General features: G+C 65.2%; 16 protein-coding genes. 10 read left to right on the forward strand and 6 right to left on the reverse strand.

Annotated features, from left to right (window positions below; translation table 11 throughout):
• Window positions 1-773 precede the first annotated feature (773 nt).
• On the reverse strand, window positions 774-2252 hold the full coding sequence (locus ACQPYR_RS19145; protein WP_433634050.1) for an aldehyde dehydrogenase: 1479 nt from the start codon (window positions 2250-2252) through the stop codon (window positions 774-776).
• Window positions 2253-2417: 165 nt separating this feature from the next.
• Window positions 2418-3398 (reverse strand): LysR family transcriptional regulator, encoded by a 981-nt coding sequence (locus tag ACQPYR_RS19150; RefSeq protein WP_433634052.1) that lies wholly within the window; start codon window positions 3396-3398, stop codon window positions 2418-2420.
• 95 nt (window positions 3399-3493) lie between these two features.
• On the opposite strand from ACQPYR_RS19150, the gene ACQPYR_RS19155 reads away from it, so the two are divergent.
• Genes ACQPYR_RS19155 through ACQPYR_RS19165 form a run of 3 tightly spaced genes read left to right on the forward strand, consistent with a single transcriptional unit; the run spans window position 3494 to window position 6667 of the window.
• Entirely contained in the window at window positions 3494-4648 is a 1155-nt protein-coding gene (locus ACQPYR_RS19155; protein WP_433634054.1) for an acyl-CoA dehydrogenase family protein, read from the forward strand.
• Between the two features lie 34 nt (window positions 4649-4682).
• Window positions 4683-5846: a CaiB/BaiF CoA transferase family protein gene (locus tag ACQPYR_RS19160; protein ID WP_433634056.1), complete on the forward strand. Its 1164-nt coding sequence runs from the start codon at window positions 4683-4685 to the stop codon at window positions 5844-5846.
• Window positions 5843-6667, forward strand: coding sequence for an FAS1-like dehydratase domain-containing protein (locus tag ACQPYR_RS19165; protein ID WP_433634058.1), 825 nt, complete (start codon window positions 5843-5845; stop codon window positions 6665-6667). The genes ACQPYR_RS19160 and ACQPYR_RS19165 overlap by 4 nt, the downstream gene beginning before the upstream one ends.
• Before the next feature lie 33 nt (window positions 6668-6700).
• Here ACQPYR_RS19165 and ACQPYR_RS19170 read toward each other — a convergent pair whose 3' ends face one another.
• Window positions 6701-7036, reverse strand: coding sequence for a histone-like nucleoid-structuring protein Lsr2 (locus ACQPYR_RS19170; RefSeq protein ID WP_433634060.1), 336 nt, complete (start codon window positions 7034-7036; stop codon window positions 6701-6703).
• Window positions 7037-7386: 350 nt separating this feature from the next.
• On the opposite strand from ACQPYR_RS19170, the gene ACQPYR_RS19175 reads away from it, so the two are divergent.
• Both ACQPYR_RS19175 and ACQPYR_RS19180 read left to right on the forward strand, forming a co-directional pair.
• The gene (locus ACQPYR_RS19175; RefSeq protein ID WP_433634062.1) at window positions 7387-8199 is read left to right on the forward strand and encodes a ParA family protein; all 813 of its coding nucleotides are present in this window, start codon (window positions 7387-7389) and stop codon (window positions 8197-8199) included.
• A gap of 115 nt (window positions 8200-8314) precedes the next feature.
• Window positions 8315-9670 carry an NAD(P)/FAD-dependent oxidoreductase gene (locus ACQPYR_RS19180; RefSeq protein ID WP_433634064.1) on the forward strand — a complete coding sequence of 452 codons (1356 nt, stop codon included), beginning with the start codon at window positions 8315-8317 and terminating at the stop codon, window positions 9668-9670.
• Between the two features lie 103 nt (window positions 9671-9773).
• Here ACQPYR_RS19180 and ACQPYR_RS19185 read toward each other — a convergent pair whose 3' ends face one another.
• The gene (locus ACQPYR_RS19185) at window positions 9774-10706 is read right to left on the reverse strand and encodes an alpha/beta hydrolase (protein ID WP_433634066.1); all 933 of its coding nucleotides are present in this window, start codon (window positions 10704-10706) and stop codon (window positions 9774-9776) included.
• 59 nt (window positions 10707-10765) lie between these two features.
• Between ACQPYR_RS19185 and ACQPYR_RS19190 the strand changes: the two genes are divergently transcribed.
• The 5 genes from ACQPYR_RS19190 to ACQPYR_RS19210 all read left to right on the forward strand — a co-directional run bounded on the left by ACQPYR_RS19190 (window position 10766) and on the right by ACQPYR_RS19210 (window position 15973).
• Window positions 10766-11806, forward strand: a complete 1041-nt coding sequence (locus ACQPYR_RS19190) for a PucR family transcriptional regulator (protein WP_433634068.1) — start codon at window positions 10766-10768, stop codon at window positions 11804-11806.
• 75 nt (window positions 11807-11881) lie between these two features.
• Window positions 11882-12559, forward strand: a complete 678-nt coding sequence (locus tag ACQPYR_RS19195; RefSeq protein ID WP_433635184.1) for a PAS and ANTAR domain-containing protein — start codon at window positions 11882-11884, stop codon at window positions 12557-12559.
• A gap of 109 nt (window positions 12560-12668) precedes the next feature.
• Window positions 12669-13535 carry a serine/threonine-protein kinase gene (locus ACQPYR_RS19200; protein ID WP_433634070.1) on the forward strand — a complete coding sequence of 289 codons (867 nt, stop codon included), beginning with the start codon at window positions 12669-12671 and terminating at the stop codon, window positions 13533-13535.
• 183 nt (window positions 13536-13718) lie between these two features.
• Window positions 13719-14954: an MFS transporter gene (locus ACQPYR_RS19205; protein WP_433634072.1), complete on the forward strand. Its 1236-nt coding sequence runs from the start codon at window positions 13719-13721 to the stop codon at window positions 14952-14954.
• Entirely contained in the window at window positions 14951-15973 is a 1023-nt protein-coding gene (locus ACQPYR_RS19210; protein ID WP_433634074.1) for an ABC transporter substrate-binding protein, read from the forward strand. The genes ACQPYR_RS19205 and ACQPYR_RS19210 overlap by 4 nt, the downstream gene beginning before the upstream one ends.
• Before the next feature lie 7 nt (window positions 15974-15980).
• On the opposite strand, the gene ACQPYR_RS19215 is transcribed toward ACQPYR_RS19210, so the two are convergent.
• Window positions 15981-16883, reverse strand: a complete 903-nt coding sequence (locus ACQPYR_RS19215) for an alpha/beta fold hydrolase (protein WP_433634076.1) — start codon at window positions 16881-16883, stop codon at window positions 15981-15983.
• A gap of 33 nt (window positions 16884-16916) precedes the next feature.
• Window positions 16917-17831 carry an undecaprenyl-diphosphate phosphatase gene (locus ACQPYR_RS19220; protein ID WP_433635185.1) on the reverse strand — a complete coding sequence of 305 codons (915 nt, stop codon included), beginning with the start codon at window positions 17829-17831 and terminating at the stop codon, window positions 16917-16919.
• Between the last annotated feature and the right edge of the window lie 252 nt (window positions 17832-18083).

The raw sequence follows: 18083 nt of genomic DNA on the forward strand, positions 1-18083 counted from the left end.
AGCGTTGGAGCTCTGTGGGCTTGAGCGTGCCGACCGGCTTCGGACGATCCGCCATGCGTCCTCACGCGGTCGGCCACGGCAAAGCCCTACCGCATCCTAGTGATTGGGCAGTGAGCCATCGCAGGATACTACCTCCCGGGGGTAGCAGCCCAGTTGAAGCACCTCGCGTTAGTTCTTCAGCATTGGGCTTCACATAACGCCCGATCGATCTCGTCGGCCGTATGTGCCAAACGGACCGTACTGAGCGAACTCATCCGTTCGGGGATGCGGGGACAGGGGTTCCGCGAGGACGTGGTTGGGGGTGCTTGTCAGCATGAAAGTGGCGTGACCTTGGATCAGATCGGCGTGCGGCGGTACACCCCGGAACACCCCCCAAAACATCCCGGAACTACCTCCCCGCTCGTGCTGATGCAGGTAGACGGGGTGCGGATTTTGCGAATCGGAGGGGCCAGGCTACCTGGGCGTCGATGCCCAGCGCTGGTCCCTACCCGTCAGCCTGCCGCTGGGTACCCCGCCGGGTGCCTACTGGTGCGATCTGGATCGCTGGCCCTTCCACGGTCAGCGGGTTCGGGTTGTGGCACGTTGGGCCCACCATGTGGCCGTCGAACGACGCGTCATGGGCCGCACGCTCGCGTCTGAGTGCTGTGGTAGGTCCCTGTGAAACGGCCCCGGACCCTGCATGCATTGAAGCTCGAGGATGGTGGCTGCTCGGCCCAGCGGCTCGGCTCGATTGCGTCACCACGTCGGGCCGTATGGCGATCAGCCTCCGCAGGTCAGCGGATTACAAACGGATTCCCCACGGGCGCACCGGAATTGATCCAGACCGTCTTGGTTTCCAGGTATTCCCGGATGGCGTCGATACCGTTTTCCCGTCCGATGCCGGAATCCTTGAATCCGCCGAATGGCGCCATGAAACTGACGGCGCGATAGGTGTTCACCCACACGGTGCCGGAGCGAATGCGGTCGGCCATGCGTAGGGCACGGCCGATATCATTGGTCCAGACGCCTGCGCCGAGGCCGAAGCGGACATCGTTGGCGAGGGCGACGGCATCGTCCTCGGCGTGAAACGGAATGACGGCGAGTACCGGTCCGAAGACTTCTTCTTGGGCGATGCGCATCCGATTGTCGATGCCGGTGAAGATTGTCGGTTCGATGAACCAGCCGTTACCGCATTCCGGGCGCGTCGCGGGCGCTCCGCCCAAAGCCAGTGTGGCGCCTTCCTTTTCGGCGATCCGAAGATAATCCAGCACCTTCGTGTACTGCGCCGGTGTTGTGATCGGGCCGACCTGGGTGTGGTCGGACATCGGGTCGCCCATGCGGGCGGTGCGTGCGAGTTCCACTACGCGCGTGACGAATTCGTCGTGAATGCTGTCCTGGACGAGCAGTCGCGATCCGGCGATACAGGTCTGGCCGGTGGCGGCGAAAATGCCGGAGACGACTCCGTTGACGGCGGCGTCGAGATCGGCGTCGGCGAATACGATATTCGGGGATTTACCGCCCAGTTCGAGACTCACGTGCTTGAGGTCGCGGGCCGCGGCCTCGTTGATTGCGCGCCCGGTGAAATCGGATCCGGTGAAGGTGATCTTGCGGACCAGCGGATGCTCGACCAGGGCCGTACCGACGTCGGCGCCGGAGCCGGTCACCACATTGATCACGCCCGGCGGCAATCCGGCCGCATGGAACAGCCTGACCAGCTCGATCGTGGAGGCGGAGGTGAATTCCGACGGTTTGATCACCACTGTGCAGCCTGCGGCGAGGGCCGGGGCCAGTTTCCAGGTCAGCAGCATCAGCGGTGAATTCCACGGTGTGATGATGCCGACGACACCGACGGGCTCTTGGCGGGTGTAGGCGAAGTAGCCCTTCTTGTCCAGCGGCAGCACCGTCCCCTCGATCTTGTCGGCCAGTCCGCCGTAGTAGTAGAACCACTGCGGCAGATAGCTGAGCTGGCCGTACATCTCGGCGAACAATTTGCCGTTGTCGCGGACCTCGAGTTCGGCCAGTCGGTGCGCATGCTCGGCGAGGGTGTCGCCGAGGCGGCGCAGCAGTGCGCCGCGAGCGCTCGCGGTGAGTTCCGGCCAGGGACCGCAGGTGCAGGCCCGGTGGGCGGCCTGCACCGCGGCGTCGACATCCTCGGCGCCGCCTTTGGCGATCCGGGCCCATGGTTCGCCGCGATACGGGTTGTCGGTGGGCAACCACTCGCCGCCGATCGGCTGATGGTCACGCCCGTCGATGAACATCGGATACTGCTGCATGGCGAACCTCGGTGTCAGAAGACTCTGCGACCGATCATGAGTGATGATGAAGGCAGTTGAAAAATAAAAAGAATTGATGCCCGTATTTCCGCACGGCATATGAGTCCGGTGCGTGTCGCGATGGGCGTCTGTTCGACCAGAACCGTTCGACGGCAATCGATCTGGTCAATCCATTGTGGTTTCGCTGCGGTCGACGAGTCGGGCCGAGGGCCAGCGCCCCTCCGCTACCGCGGTGCGCACCTGCCGGATGAGTTCGGCCGCAACGACTTCGGCCGCAGCGGGTACGCGGCCGGTGCGCGGTATGCCGAGGACGATCAGGCGCCATACCTCCGGCTCGCATACCGGTGCGGCGCTGAGTGTTCCGCTGGCGACATCATCGGCAATGCCGACGCCGGGCAGGATCGTCCAGCCGTGCCCGCCGAGCACCAGCAGTTTCTGTAGACGCAGTGAATTGGTCTGGACGGTCACGTCGAAATTCACCTGCGTCCGCGCGGAGGCGCCGTCGATGAGGGCACGCAGCGCATGCCCTGGCGCGGGCATCACCATCGGATGGGACGCAACCTCGGCCAAGGTGACAGGACGGTCGGCATGCAGGCCGTCGCTCGTTGGTGCGACCGCCCAGAGCCGTTCCCGCGCAAGCGGTTCGACATTGAGCGACGGTGTGCTGGTCAGGTTGTACAGCAGGCTCAGATCCAGGTCGCCGTCATCGAGCCAGCGTTGCAGGTGTCCTGAATAACCAGTGAGCACGCGCAATTCGATGCCGGGATGATCGTGGGCGAGCGCCGACACCAGTGGTTCGGCCAAGAGGTCGGCGGCGCTCTCCAGCAGGCCGACGGTGACCACCCCGGTGACGACTCCGGGCGCCGGGCGGAGCTCGGCGCGGGCGCGATCGAGTTCGTGCAGGGCCCGCCGCGCCCGCTCGACCATGACCGTCCCGGCCTCGGTCGGGCGCATACCCTGCCGGGTGCGCTCGAACAGTGCGACACCGAGTTCCTGTTCCAGCATCCGTATCTGCCGGGTGACGGCCGGTTGGACCAGGTGCAGCAACTCCGCGGCCTTGGTGACGCTGCCGACCTCGGCCACCGTGACCATGGCCTTCAACTGCTTGAAGTCCATCCGCTCCTCCTGCGCATCGCGAACCGGCATAGTGGTATCAGAACTCAGCATTTTACCCAGGCCGGTATTAGCTCTCATGATGATAGTGGCGGGTGTGTATTGCCGAGGGGCGAGAGGAAGTCGTCGTGCACGAGCTCAACGAGGAAGAAACCGCGATCGTCGCGGTGGTGCGTGACTTCGTGGACCGGGAGGTCAAACCGGTCGCGCAGGAGCTCGACCATACGAACACCTACCCGGAGAAGCTGATCGACCAGATGAAACAGCTCGGCATCTACGGGCTGGCCATCCCGGAACCGTGGGGCGAGGCCAAGGTGTCCACGCCGTGCTACGCCGCCGTCACCGAGGAGCTCTCGCGCGGCTGGATGAGCCTGGCGGGGGCGATGGGCGGTCACACGGTGGTCGCAAAACTGTTGCTGGACTACGGCACTCAGGGGCAGAAGGACCGCTACCTGCCTCGGATGGCGACCGGCGAGCTGCGCGCGACCATGGCGCTGACCGAACCGGGCGGTGGATCGGATCTGCAAGCGATGCGCACGACAGCCCGCCGGGTCGGCGAGGAATACATCGTCAACGGGTCCAAGACCTGGATCAGCAATGCCCGCCGGTCGGATCTGGTCGCCCTGCTGTGCAAAACCGATCCGGCCGCGGACCCCGCGCATCGGGGGATCAGCATTCTGCTGGTGCAGAAGGGGCCCGGATTCACGGTGTCGCGGGATCTGCCCAAACTCGGCTACAAGGGTGTCGAGAGCTGTGAGCTGACCTTCGACGATATGCGGGTGCCCGTCTCGGCGCTGCTCGGCGGGGTCGAGGGCGCGGGCTTCGCGCAGATGATGCGCGGTCTGGAGGTCGGGCGGATCCAGGTGGCATCGCGTGCGCTCGGCGTCGGTCGGGCCGCGCTGGAGGATTCGATGCGCTACGCCCAGCAACGGGAAAGCTTCGGCAAACCCATCTGGCAGCACCAGTCCGTCGGCAACTATCTCGCCGATATGGCGACGAAACTGACCGCCGCACGCCAGTTGGTGCAGTACGCGGCGCGCCGTTACGACTTGGGCGAGCGCGCCGATATGGAGGCCGGGATGGCGAAGCTGTTCGCCTCCGAGACCGCCATGGAGATTGCGCTCAATGCCGTGCGCGTGCACGGTGGCTACGGGTATTCCACCGAATTCGATGTGGAACGCTACTTCCGCGACGCGCCGCTGATGATCGTCGGTGAGGGCACCAACGAGATTCAGCGCGGTGTGATCGCCCGCCAGCTGATCAGCCGTAATCGGATCAACTGAGTTGTCCGGCACCGACTTTCCCGGAAGGCACTGCATGCGCCGCCCTCTCGAAGACATCACCGTGGTCGCGGTCGAGCAGGCCGTTGCCGCCCCGTTCGCGACCCGTCAGCTCGCCGATCTCGGTGCCCGCGTGATCAAGATCGAACGCCCTGGTGGCGGCGATTTCGCCCGGCGCTACGACCGAACCGTCCACGGGGAGTCGAGCTATTTCGTGTGGCTCAATCGAGGCAAGGAGAGTGTCGAACTCGACGTCAAGGATCGCGCCGACCGCCGACTCCTCGATGCGATGATCGCCAGGGCCGATGTATTCGTGCAGAACCTGGTGCCTGGTGCCGCCGAACGGCTCGGAGTCGACGCCGAAACGCTGCGCGCGGCCCGGCCGGAGCTGATCCACTGCTCGATCTCCGGCTACGGCCCCGACGGTCCGTTTCGGTCGAAGAAGGCCTACGACCTGTTGCTGCAATGCGAGACCGGGCTCGTGATGTCGACGGGCACACCGGAAGTGCCCGCCAAAGCGGGCTTCTCGATAGCCGATATCGCCACCGGTATGTATGCCTACAGCGGCATCCTCACCGCGCTCTACGACCGGGTGCGCACCGGTATCGGCGCGAGTCTGCATGTCGCGATGATCGATGCGCTCGGGGAGTGGATGAGCCAACCCGCCTATTTCTCCCGCTACGGCGAGGAACCACCGCGCCGCACCGCGGCGAAACATCCATCGATCTCTCCATACGGTCCGTTCCGCACCGCCGACGGCACCGTATTCCTCGGTATCCAGAACGAGCGCGAGTGGACTGCGCTGTGCGACACGGTGCTGGGACGGACCGATCTGATCGAGGATCCGCGGTTCGCGACCAATACCGATCGGGTGGCACACGACGGCGAGTTGACGGTGCTGCTGGAGCGGGCATTTGCCGCATTCGGGACCGATGAGGTGATCGAGCTGCTGGAACAGGCCGGTATCGCGAATGCGCGGTTGCGCACACCGGCCGAGTTCACCGAGCACCCGCAGCTCGCGGCCCGTGATCGTTGGCGGCCGGTGGATACACCCGGTGGGGTAATGCGGGCCATGCTGCCACCGGTGGTGGGCGGCTGGGAACCGGCGATGGGTGCGGTACCTCGGATGGGGGAGCACACCGCCGCCCTGCGCGCGGAATTCGCGTCGGCAGAACATGTTTCGAAGGAGTCGCCGGCATGACCGAGGTGGTCGAACGCGCCGAATTGCTGGTGCCCGGTCCGGCGGAGGCGCTGAGCGGGCTGCTCGGTGTGCCATTGCCCGATCTCGACAAGGGACTTCCGCTCCTGTGGCACTGGATCTACTTGCTCGAACGACCCGCACAGGCGGACCTGGGACCCGATGGTCATCCAATTCGCAATACCGTTCCGGCGCCGCCGGGGCCGGGGCGACGCCGGATGTGGGCCGGAGGGCAGGTGCGCACCCGCGGTGCGCTGGTGTGCGGCGAACCGGCGACGAAACGAACGACAGTGCTGTCAACACAGCAGAAGCAAGGGCGCAGCGGTGCATTGACCTTCGTCGTCGTGGGCCACCAGATACTGCAGGGCGATCGGATCATCGTGGACGAACGCCAGGACATCGTCTACCGCGACGCCGTCGAGGCGACCGGAGGAACCGGCGTACCAGAACCGGGCCGGGACGCGAAAGTCCCTCCTGCCGAAAACGAATGGGCCATCGACACCTCGCCGACCCTGCTGTTCCGGTACTCCGCGCTCACCTACAACGGCCACCGCATCCACTACGACCGCGACTACGCCCGCGATGTCGAGGGCTATCCCGGTCTGCTCGTACACGGACCGTTGCAGGCGCTGGCCATGGCAGAGGCCGCCCGGGCCCGCGGCTACACCGGTGACCAGGTCTTCGACTATCGGCTGCGGTCGCCGCTGTTGGACCACCAAGGGCTGGTCGTCTCGGCGACCCCGCGCGACGGTGCGTTGGTGACCGTCGCGCGGGACGATTTCGGACGGCAAACCGCTACCGGGACATTGCATTCCGCCGACTGACGACGTGGTGGTCAGCGCCAGGCGGCGCAGCGGTTAGGCGTTGGCCTTCTCGTACGCCTGGGCTACTTCTGCTGAAATCCGTCCGCGGGCCGACACCGCGATGCCTTTGGCGCGGGCCCAGTCGCGGATGGCGACGGTGCGGGCGCGGTCGTTGGCCGTGCGCGAGGTCTGGCTCTTGCCCCGGGCCGCGCGGCCGATTCTGCGAGCGCTCGAGGCCCAGGGCTCGAAGATGCCGCGCAGCTGGCCGGCGTTGATGGTGGATAGGTCGATCTCGTATTCGACGCCGTCGAGGGCGAAGGCCACTGTTTCCTCGGCAGCGGATTTGCCGTCGAAGTCATCGACGAGCGTCACAACGACCTTGCGTGCCATGGGCATTCCTTTTCGTTGGTGGACAGCGGGGCAGAGGATCGTAAGCAGAGGGTCGTGATCATAACGAGCGGCCGCGCGACGATCGAAGCTGCCCCGAATCGAACCCGGACGTGCGCTGTTCCTGGGATTCATTCCCGGCGAGCTGGTTTCGACCAAGCGGTCGGTTCAGTGAATTGTCAGCGATCTACGCCCTGATTGTTGATGAGCGAGGACTCATGTGGGGTTTGTGGTTCGGTCTCGGAGCTGAACGGCTACCCTGGCGACATGTTGGCAAACTACCTGCGGCGAGTTGATCTGCCCGGCAAACGGAGTGGCTCAGGGGTGCGGACGAGCCGAAGCGTTTGCGAATCGTGAGTGCGGTCAATGCATCCGAGCAGTCGGTGCCCCGCGCTGAAGCACAGGTCATTGCCCTGTGCAATCAGAAAGGCGGTGTCGGTAAGACCACCTCGACCATCAATCTAGGCGCTGCGCTGGCCGAATGCGGGCAGCGGGTGCTGCTGGTCGACCTCGACCCGCAGGGCGCGTTGTCCGCCGGGTTGGGTGCCGTGCTGAACGACCTGCCGTGCACGGTATACGACCTGCTCGGGGGATCGGGAAAGCTGATCGACGAGGTGCTGATCAGGACTCACGTCGACAATGTCGATCTCCTGCCGAGCAATATCGATCTGTCCGCGGCCGAGATTCGGTTGGTCAACGAGGTCGGCCGGGAACATTCGCTGCGGCGGGTACTCGACCCGATTCGGGACCGCTACGACTACATACTCATCGACTGTCAGCCGTCGTTGAGCCTGCTCACCGTGAACGCGCTGGCCTGTGCGGACGGTGTGATCGTCCCGATGGAGTGCGAGTTCTTCTCGCTGCGCGGGGTCGCGCTGCTCACCGATACCATGGACAAGGTGCGGGACCGGCTGAATCCGGGCCTGAGCCTGTTCGGCATCGTGGTCACGATGTTCGACCAACGCCTGCTGCATTCGCGTCAAGTACTGGCTCGGGTTGCCGAGGTCTTCGGCGACCAGGTCTACGACACGGTGATTTCGCGGACGGTCCGCTTCCCCGACGCCAGTGTTGCCGGTGAACCCATCATCACCTGGGCACCTCGATCCGCCGGCGCCGAGCAATACCGGGCCTTGGCCCGCGAGGTCATCCACCGATCCGGCCGCTGACCCCAGGTCTACGACATGCGCGACCACGCCGCATCGGGGTAGGGTCGCCGTGCTCTGCCCGATCGCCCGATCTTTCGGATGTCGTCGGCGCCGTCACACCGACGAGGAGGACCCGGTGAGTCGAAGGGGTATCCGCCGCGCCGGGGACCATGCGGTCGTACTCGGTGGCGGGATCGCGGGTCTGTTCGCGGCCCGTATTCTGGCTGACCACTATGCGGTGGTGACCGTCGTCGAGCGAGATCGGTTGTCGGCCGCGGAAACCAAACGCCGCGGCACTCCGCAATCGCAACATTCCCACGGCCTGCTGATGCGCGCCGCCGATATTGCCGAGTCTCGGTTTCCCGGCCTGATCGACGAGCTGATCACCGATGGTGCGAAGGCCGTCAGCGCATTCGACGATTTCCGGGCGATCTTCTTCGGAAACGTCCTGTATCGCGCTGAATTGGGCAGAACGTCCGTTGCCGCCAGCCGGCCATTTCTGGAATCGCATGTGCGTGCCCGGGTATCGGCGCTGCCGAATGTGACGATATGGGACGACGCTGTCGTAGCCGAGTTGGTCGCCTCCGATACCGGCGTCGGCGGAGTTCGGGTGCTGCGCCGGGAGACCGGCGGCGAACCGGAACATGTCCATGCCGATCTGGTGGTCGACGCGATGGGCCGGGGTTCACGAGCCGGTGCCTGGCTCGAGTCGCTGGGGTACCGGCGGCCACGCGAAGATCAGGTGCCTGTCGATATCGGCTACGCCACTTGCCATTTCCGCCTGCCGCTGGACGCGGTCGGCGGCGATCGGATCGTCCTGGTGGGACCGATGCCGAGTCGACCGCGCGGGTTCGGTTTCGCGGCACAGGAGGGGGATTTGTGGGTGCTCTCGGCGTTCGGCGTCGGGAAGGAAAATCACCCACCGGCAAGTCCGGACGCATTGCTGGATTACGCCGCAGTGTGTGCGCCCGACGATGTCGCTACCGTAATCCGCCGCGCGATACCTGTCGACGACGTCGCGACCTATCGGTTCCGCACGGCGATATGGCGCCGATACGAACTGCTGAATCGTGTTCCGGGCGGGATACTTTCGATCGGCGATGCGGTATGCAGTTTCAATCCGATCTACGGCAGCGGAATGACTGTCGCGGCCATTGCGGCGGATCTACTCGATGAGGTACTCCAGCAGGGGACCGACGATCTGCCACGCCGCTATTATCGCCGCGTCGGCCGCATGCTGCGCACCCCATGGTGGCTGACAAAGGTCAGCGATATGACGATGCCCCCCGTCGAGCTCGGCTCACCAGGGGTGAAATCACTTGCGCATTCAGGCTTGAACAGGATGTTCCGGGCAGCGGCGGACGATCCGGCGACTGCGGCGAAATTCCTCGATGTGCTGAATATGACGAAATCCCCACTGCACATGTTCGATCCACGGGTCGCCGCCGCGACGATGGGATTGCATCGTTTTCGAGGACGCCGTACCGCGTAGGCCGACCGTGCCGGCCCGGCACAGATTCGTTCTGTGCCGGGCCGGCACCGCTGTTCCCGGTCTCGGGACCAGCGCTACCCCGGACCTCGCCGAGTATTTCCGATCACTCGGCCAAGGCGCGCCGCAGAGCTCCGGCCAGTTCGGCGTTCTGCCGCTGTGACACCTCCGCGGACAGGATCGCTTGGGAGCCGTGGAACGTGCCGCGCCATTGGTGCAACTCGACCGACACTCCGGCCGCCATCAGGCGCAATGCGTAGTCGATGTCTTCGTCGCGATTCGGGCAGAACTCCGCGGCGGCGATGTAAGCGGGTGGCAGGCCCGACAGATCGGTGGCCCGCGCCGGAGCCGCGTACCGCGTGGCGGGCGTGGAGCCCAGGTAGTGCCCCCACATTTGCGCGACTTTGTCGCGAGTCACGAACGGCGTATCGGTGAAATTCCGCTGCGACCACGTCTCCTGCCGGTCATCGAGCCCGGCCTGGTGCAGCAGTTGGAAACGGATCGGCGGTCCCTGTTCGTCGCGCGCCCGCAATGCCACCGCGGCCGCGAGGCCCGCGCCCGCGCTGTGGCCGCCGATCGCTATGCGCGTCGGGTCGATGTCGAGTTCGGTTGCATGCTCGGCAGTCCATTTCAGCACCGCGTAGATGTCATCGTGTGCGGCGGGGAACGGGTTTTCGGGAGCCAGCCGGTAGGCCACGGAGATCACGGTCGCGCCGGAGCCGTTGGCGAGCATGGTTGCCCACGGATGTTCTGTATCGAGATCACCCATCACGAATCCGCCGCCGTGCAGCCACACGATGGCGCCCTGGGACTGGTTCGGACGATAGATCCGCACCGGTACATCGGGATCGGCTGGGACCGTGCGGTTTTCGATGTCCAAGTTCGCGGTATCGGTAACCGGTATCGCGGCGGCCAGCTCGGCGAGCTGTTTGCGCGCGGTGGAGGGGTCGGACAGGTCGGACGGCGGGAACAGCGAGAGGAATGGTTCGAGTTCGGGATCCATGACAGTTATCCTGGCGATCAGCCGCTCGGAGTTCATCCGCCAACCGTCGGGCATTCCGGCCTCGCTCCGCGACGAGCGCCGCATATCCTCCAGTGATGGATGCCTTGGTGGTCCGATTGTCGCAATTGGATGTGGAAGCGGAAGGCGCGCTGCGCGTCGTGATGTTCTACGACACCCTGATGCGCCGGCGGGTGGATCTTCCGGCGCTTGCTCGGGCCTCGGCGGTCCTGGCCGAGTGCGTGACCGGTATTCGACTGCACGGCACGGGACGAGTGAGCCGATTCGCACCCGACGGGCGGGAAGTGTCGGGTCCGCCGCCGTGCACGTCCACCACTGGGACGATCGTCCTCGATGAGGAGGAGATCGGCACGGTCTGGCTGGAACGCACCGACATCTCCCGCTCGCTCGACGAGCTGCTGTTGGAGCGGCTCGCCATCGCCGCGGCGGCGGTCGTCGAGCGATACGGCCCAGCACGCACCACTATGGCCGACCCGGCCCTGGTCGAACTGGTGATCAGCGCCGACAGCGATGAGGCGGCCAGGGCTCGCGCATTGCGGCTCTTGGGTTTTGCCGCAGACCTGCCGGTGCGCGTCGTGGCCGTTCGATCTCAGCTACCGCTCGACCAGGTCGGTGGCTTGATCTGCCCAGCCCGCCCGGTGAAGGCGGCACCGCTGGCGGAGGTGGGTGTCATCCTGGCCACGACTGTGGACCCGGCCAGGTTTCCGGCAGGCGTACGTGCGGGCATCGGAGCCGCCGATCGCCCCGACCGGTCCTGGCGGGAAGCCCGGACCGCCCTGCGTTTCGCCACCGCGCGCAGCCCGATCGTCCGCTACCAGGACCTCGGGGCGCTGGCCTTGCTCGCGCAGGTACCCCAGGAGGCTGCGCGCGATAACGCCGATGTGGCCGCGATCGCCGGAATGGCCAGTACTTCGGAGGATTTGGAGACGCTCGACGCCTACTGCGCGACCGGCTCGCTGCGTCGGGCGGCCGAACTGCTGCACCTGCACCACAGCAGCGTCGCCCGCCGCCTCGAGCAGATCGAAAAGATGACGGGCATCGAACTCGCGGAGCCCACCGGACTGTTGCGGGCCAGGCTCGCGCTCACGGCGTGGCGGCTGCTCGACGAGCGAATTTGACCAGCAGCTTTCCGGAAAAGAAATCCTTTGTCCCAGACGGGTCGGCGGCGGCGCATGGGCGATAATTGGTTGGTGATGTCTTCGCCAGGATCTCCGATCATCGGTGCCGCGGATGCGCCGCCCGGCCAGTCGGGCGCGCGGTCCGCGGTCGGTAGCTTCCGCTTCTGGTTCGCCAGCCGCCGGTGGGAGTGGTCGCCGGAGGTCTACCGGATGCACGGCTACCGGCCCGGGGAAATCGAGCCGACCACCGAACTGCTGCTGGCCCACAAACATCCCGACGACCGCGAACACGTCGCCGAACTCATCGCCCGTTCCGTCGACCGCGGCGAACCGTTCTCGAGCCGCCACCGGTTCATCGACACCTCCGGGGGCGAACACAATGTCATGGTGGTCGCCGACCGAATCCTCGACGACGACGGCCAACCGGTGGGCACGACCGGTTTCTATATCGACCTCAGCGCCACCCTCGCCGAAGCCGAACGTGAAGCGCTCGAGGTGCGTTTGCCGGAACTGATCGAGGCGCGTGCGGTGATCGAGCAAGCCAAGGGTGTGCTGATGCGGCTGTACAGGATCAATGCCGAGCAGGCGTTCAAGGTGCTGATTTGGCGCTCGCAGGAAACCAATGTCAAGCTGCGCGTGCTAGCCGAACAACTGCTCGCCGAGCTGGCCTCTGTCCCAGCGCCCGAACCCGCGACCGTCGCCACCTTCGATCACGTTCTGCTGACCCTGCACGAACGCATACCCAAGGACTGACCGAACCCGATTTCCCAGCAGCGAGAGGTTGCGCCGCCGATGCCGGGCGTCGGCGAACTACGGTGTGGCGGTGGTACTGGAACCGAATGACCGGTTTGCTGGATTCGTTGTGCAGGCTCGGCTTGGTCATGGCGGTAGCAGTGATGTGTATCTGGCCGAGGATCCGGAACGGGCGCGGCCGGTATCGCTGAAGATTCTGGGTCCCGAGGACAGCCGGTCATCCGAGGCGCGTGCGCGATTCGTGCACGAATTCGACATCCTGTCCGTGCTGCGGCATCCCAATATCGTGCGGATGTACACCCACGGCGAAACCGACGGCAGGCTGTGGTCGGCGCACGAGTACGTGGCAGGCACAACAGGTGCGATATTGGTGCCGATGCCGCACCGGCAGCCGGACCTGCGGCGGGTGCTGCACGTGCTCACTCGGGTCGCGGCGGGTTTGGATTTCGTGCACGCCAACGACATCGTGCATCTCGACGTCAAACCGGCGAATCTCTTGGTGGGCACGGACGACCCTGCGACGGTGAAACTTTCGGATTTCGACCAGGCCCGATGGCTGCACCGGCCCGAACCGCCCCTGGCCACAAATGGTTTCGTCGTCGTCTCGGTGCCATACGCCGCACCCGAGCTGCTGCAGGCGGGCGCTGTATGCCCGGCGACGGACCAGTACGCACTGATCTCCACCGCCATCGAGCTGCTCACCGGCCGCCCGCCGTTCCCCCGCGGAAATCTCATGGCCACCGCGCAGGCCCACCTGCACGATCCGCCCCCCGATATCTCCGCCCGCCGACACTGGATCCCACCCGAGGTCGACTCGATCGTGCACCGTTCGCTCGCAAAGGATCCGAGCGCCCGCTACGACACCTGCGCCGAACCCATCGCCCTCCTCACCGAGGCACTCCGCGAGACCCGGCCGGTCAACCCCTTCCTGAAGCGGTTGAACACGGCGTTCACCCGATCGGCGCTACGCCGGTAGCGGTATCGGCGGCGACGACATTCCCGACCGGGCCGGGCGAATTCGAATCACCCTGATTTTCACGATGTGGAAAAGGTGTTGCTTATTTCCGCGTGCGTCCGCAAGGTGAGTCGAGATATTCGCCCGGCGTAGTCGGTATTCCGGAGTGTCGTCCACCGAGAGAAATGCGGGTTATCGAAAAATATGACGACCTGCCGACAAGATGAGATATCGGTTGAACTGAGCTCGCTGCGGCCGCTGCTATTCACCGTTTATGTACCCGCGGCGGCGTACGGGATCGGTATGGGGGCCGCGGCGCCGGTCATGATATTGACCGCGCTCGACTTGGGCGCATCGGTTGCGGTAGCCGGATTCTGTGTCGCGCTGGTCGGGCTCGGACAGATATTCGGAGACATTCCCGCTGGTCAGGTCGTATCCCGGCTCGGTGAGCGGGTATCGATCATCGGCGCGAGCACTGCGGGCGTCATCGGTGTCCTATTGTGCGTGCTCGCGACCACGGTGCCGATCTTGTGCGGGGGCCTGGTTATCGTCGGGCTGTCGAACGCGATATGGGGCCTGGCCCGGATGAGCTATTTGTCGGAGGCCGTGCCATTCGAACGCAGAGCGCGGGCAATGGCGCTATTCGGCGGTTCCATGCGGTTCGGTTTCTTCGTCGGTCCATTTCTCGGTGCCGCCGCGATCACGGTAATCGGCACACGCGGCGGATTCGTCGTCCAATTGATTGCGATAGCGGTGGCCGGATGGCTGATGGCCCGGCTTCCGGACCCGCGGACCTCGGCCGTCGGGACCATCCGGCAACCGTCGCTGTCCTTACTCGGCGTCGGCAGAGCTCATCGCAAACTGTTGCTGACACTGGGCGCGGGTTCGTTGCTGATGGGTGCCGCGCGTTCGTCGCGGGAAGCCGTGCTGCCGTTGTGGGCCGATCACCTCGGCACCACCGCCGCCACGGCCAGTCTGATCTTCGGCATCGGGGCCGGTCTGGATGTGCTGTGCGCGTATCCGGCGGGCCATCTGATGGACCGGTACGGCAGACGATTCATCGCCGTGCCGTCGCTCACCATCCTGGCCCTCACGTATTTCGCTGTGCCGCTGACCGATTCGGCACTCACTCTCGGCGTCGTCGCGGTGGTCATGGGGATCGGCAACGGGATCGGTAACGGCGTCATCATGACCATCGGCGCCGATATCGCCCCTGCGGCAACCCGTGCCGAATTCCTTGCCGCGTGGCGGCTCACCCATGACGGTGGCTTTTTCGCCGGTCCGATGGCGATCAGCGGATTGGCGGCGGTCGGTCCACTGGCTGTCGCGGTCCTGACCATCGGCGCCGTGTCGGCGCTCGGCGCCGTCGTCATGGGTCGATATATCCCCGTCTACATTCCCTGGCCCAACCGGATCGACCGAAAGGTGGCCGCACAATGAGTGCGCGAGTGCGTAGCAGGCTCTTCATAGGCGCGATAGTTGCCGTAACCGTCGCAATGGCGTTGAGCGCCTGTGGCGGTGGCGATGTTCGTAAATCCGGTGGCGTCCCGCTCTTTCGCTATCAAGGCTGGGCCTCGCAGGTCACGATTCCCGAACTCGCCGAGGATCTCGGCCTTTTCGAAGGCAAGGTGAAACTGGACTGGCAGGGAAACACCATCAGTGGTCCACAGGATATCCAGTCGGCGGCTACCGGTCAGGTCGACTTCGGGGGCGCTTTCGGCGGTGCGGTGGCGAAGCTGGCCAACGCTGGTGCGCCGATTACCGCGGTGCTGAACTACTACGGCTCCGACGACAAGACGTTCACGGGGTTCTACGTTTCCGGGAACAGCCCGATCACGACGCCGAAAGACCTGCTGAACAAGAAGATCGGCGTGAACACGCTGGGTGGCCAGTCCGAGGCGGATATCCACGACGCGCTGAAGAAGAGCGGTTTCGACGAGGAACAGATCAGATCGGTTCAGTTGGTGGTCTTGCCGCCGCCGAATACCGAGGACGCCCTCCGGCGTGGACAGGTCGACGTCGCCGCCTTGAGTGGACAGTTCCAGCAGCGGGCAATCGCGAACGGTGGTCTCCGTGCGGTGTTCACCGACTACGAGGAATTCGGTCCGTTCAACGGCGGTCAATACGTCTTTCGCAATGACTTCCTCGCTAAGAACCCGGCCAGTGTCGAGGCATTCGTGAGTGGAGTCGCCAAGGCGATCGAATGGCAGAAGACCACACCGCGTGATGAAGTCATCGCCAGGTTCGCTCAGATCATCGAGAAGCGGCAACGTCCGGGCGAGGATGCTTCGTCGGTGAAGTTCTGGCAGTCGGTCGGGGTGCCCGCCCCCAGCGGGGTAATCGCCGACACCGATTTCCTGCGCTGGGAGAGTTGGTTGCGGGATACCGGCGGGATCACCGGCTCCTTCGAGCCGTCGAAGTTCTTCACCAATAAGTTCAATCCGAACGCACCGAAGTAATACGCGATCATTCAGTGGGAAAGACGAAGTCGCGGATGAGCGCTGCGAGTTCGAGGGGGCGATCGCCCTGGACCGAGTGCCCGGCGCCGTCGACGACCGCGACCTGGGCGCCGGGGCGGCGGCGGCGCAACTCCGCGACGTCGGCGTTGTCGACAACTGGTGATCGTGCGCCGCGTACGAGCAGTAGTGGTGCTTGTACGGCGGATACGTCGTCCCACAGTGGGCTGAAGTCGACCGACCCGTCGGCGGTGGGGCGGAGTCGGTCGTAGCGCCAGATCCAGCGGCCGTCGTCGCGCGGGCGTGCGTTGTGTAGGACTCCGCGCCGCAGCGACTGGACCGAGCGGCTCGGATTGTGCGCGACGGTGCGCTCCAGGATCTCGTCGAAGGATCCGAAATCGGTGGGGCCGTTGACGAATGCGACTATCGCCGCGGTCTTGTTCGGGTTGTCGCCGGTGCCCGGGGTGACGTCGACGATGATCAGGCGGCGCACCAGGTCCGGGCGGCGCGCGGCCAGTCGCACTGCGGTCAGTCCACCGAGGGACATACCGACAACCGCCTTCGCCTGTGCCGCGACGTAGTCCACGGCAGTGGCGACCGCATTGGCCAGCCGGTGCGGTGTGTACAGATGGTCGGGCCACCAGTCGGAATGGCCGTGGCCGGGCAGATCCAGTGCGACGAGTGGGCGGTTCAGCGCCAGCGCCACGGTGTCCCAGGTGTGCGCGTTCTGCGCGCCACCGTGCAAGAGCACCAACTCCGGCTCGCCCGCACCCCAGCGCAGACCACTGATGTGGCGACCGGAGCCGATGTCGATCGAGAACCGTTGCACCAGGGGCGGACCGGACCAGGGCAGCCCGGCCTCGGCCGCATTCTCGGCGAACAGTCCGAATTCGTCATAGTCCGGTGTTGTCATCTGAGCACGAAACCCTGTTTGTCGAAGATGGATTCAGCTGAAGTGGACGATCGAGAGCAGTCCGACGATCAGTGAGTACGTTGCGAACGGTAGCAGGGTGCGAGTTTGGAAGTGCCGCTCCAGATAGCGCACGGCCAGCCAGGACGACGCCCCGGACACGATGGCGCCGACGAGTATCGGCCCGCGGATGCCGTCGGTCTCCGGTCCGAACAGTTCCGGTAATTCCACGATCCCGGCGCCCAGGATTGCCGGAGTGGCAAGCAGGAAGGCGAATTTGGCCGCGTGGGTGTGTTCGAGACCGCGCCACAATCCCCCGACCATGGTCAGACCCGCGCGGCTGAACCCGGTCAGCAGGGCGCCGGCTTGCGCGAATCCGATGCCTACGGCGTCGCGCGTCCCGAGGGCGGCCAGCGGCCGGTCGGATTGGCGGGCCGGATGCGATGCGGCGGTGAGGGCGAAACGTCGCCCGTATTCCGCCAGCGTCGGCTCATTGCGCCGGCGCAGCCCCTCACCGATCACCAACACCACGCCATTGAGAGTCAGGAAGATGGCCGCATCGATGGGCCCCTCGAACAAAGCGTGCAGTGGATGGACGAGCAGCGGCCCGAGGATGGCGACCGGCGTAGAGGCGATCACGATCAGCCAAGCCATTCGCTGCGGAACGGTATCCAGCCGCCGGGTGCGCAGCGTCATGACGAAACCGGCGATTATCGCGCTCCAGTCGCGCCAGTAATACCCGAGCAACGCCACCGCTGTCGCCACGTGTAACGCGACCACGAACGCCAGGTAGGGATTGCCCGCGCCGGACTCGTTCTGGACCAACAACTTCCGCCAATCACCGCCCACCCATGCGGCGATCAGCACGGAGTGACCGAGGCTGGAGATCGGAAACAGCTCGGTGACCCCCTGCACCGCACCGATGACAGTCGCTTCGAGATAGGTGATCATCGCGGACGATTCTCGCACGTGCCCGACAGTGCTTCCGGCTGGGACCAGCACCCTCCGATTTGTCCGAATACCGGTTCTCGCAGCACCTTTCGTGAGTGTGTTGCCGACCGCCGACTTTCCACGGCGTTCGCCGAGCTGAGCACTGTTGCGCCGCCGGTGGTCGCGGCTGGACTCTGCTGCGTCGTGATACGCGAGCCCTGCTGGCGGCGTCGTGCACGGAAAGGCCCGCGATGTCCAGCAATTCGTCGGCGA

This window comes from Nocardia sp. CA-120079 (assembly GCF_050955745.1).
Classification (GTDB): Bacteria; Actinomycetota; Actinomycetes; order Mycobacteriales; family Mycobacteriaceae; genus Nocardia.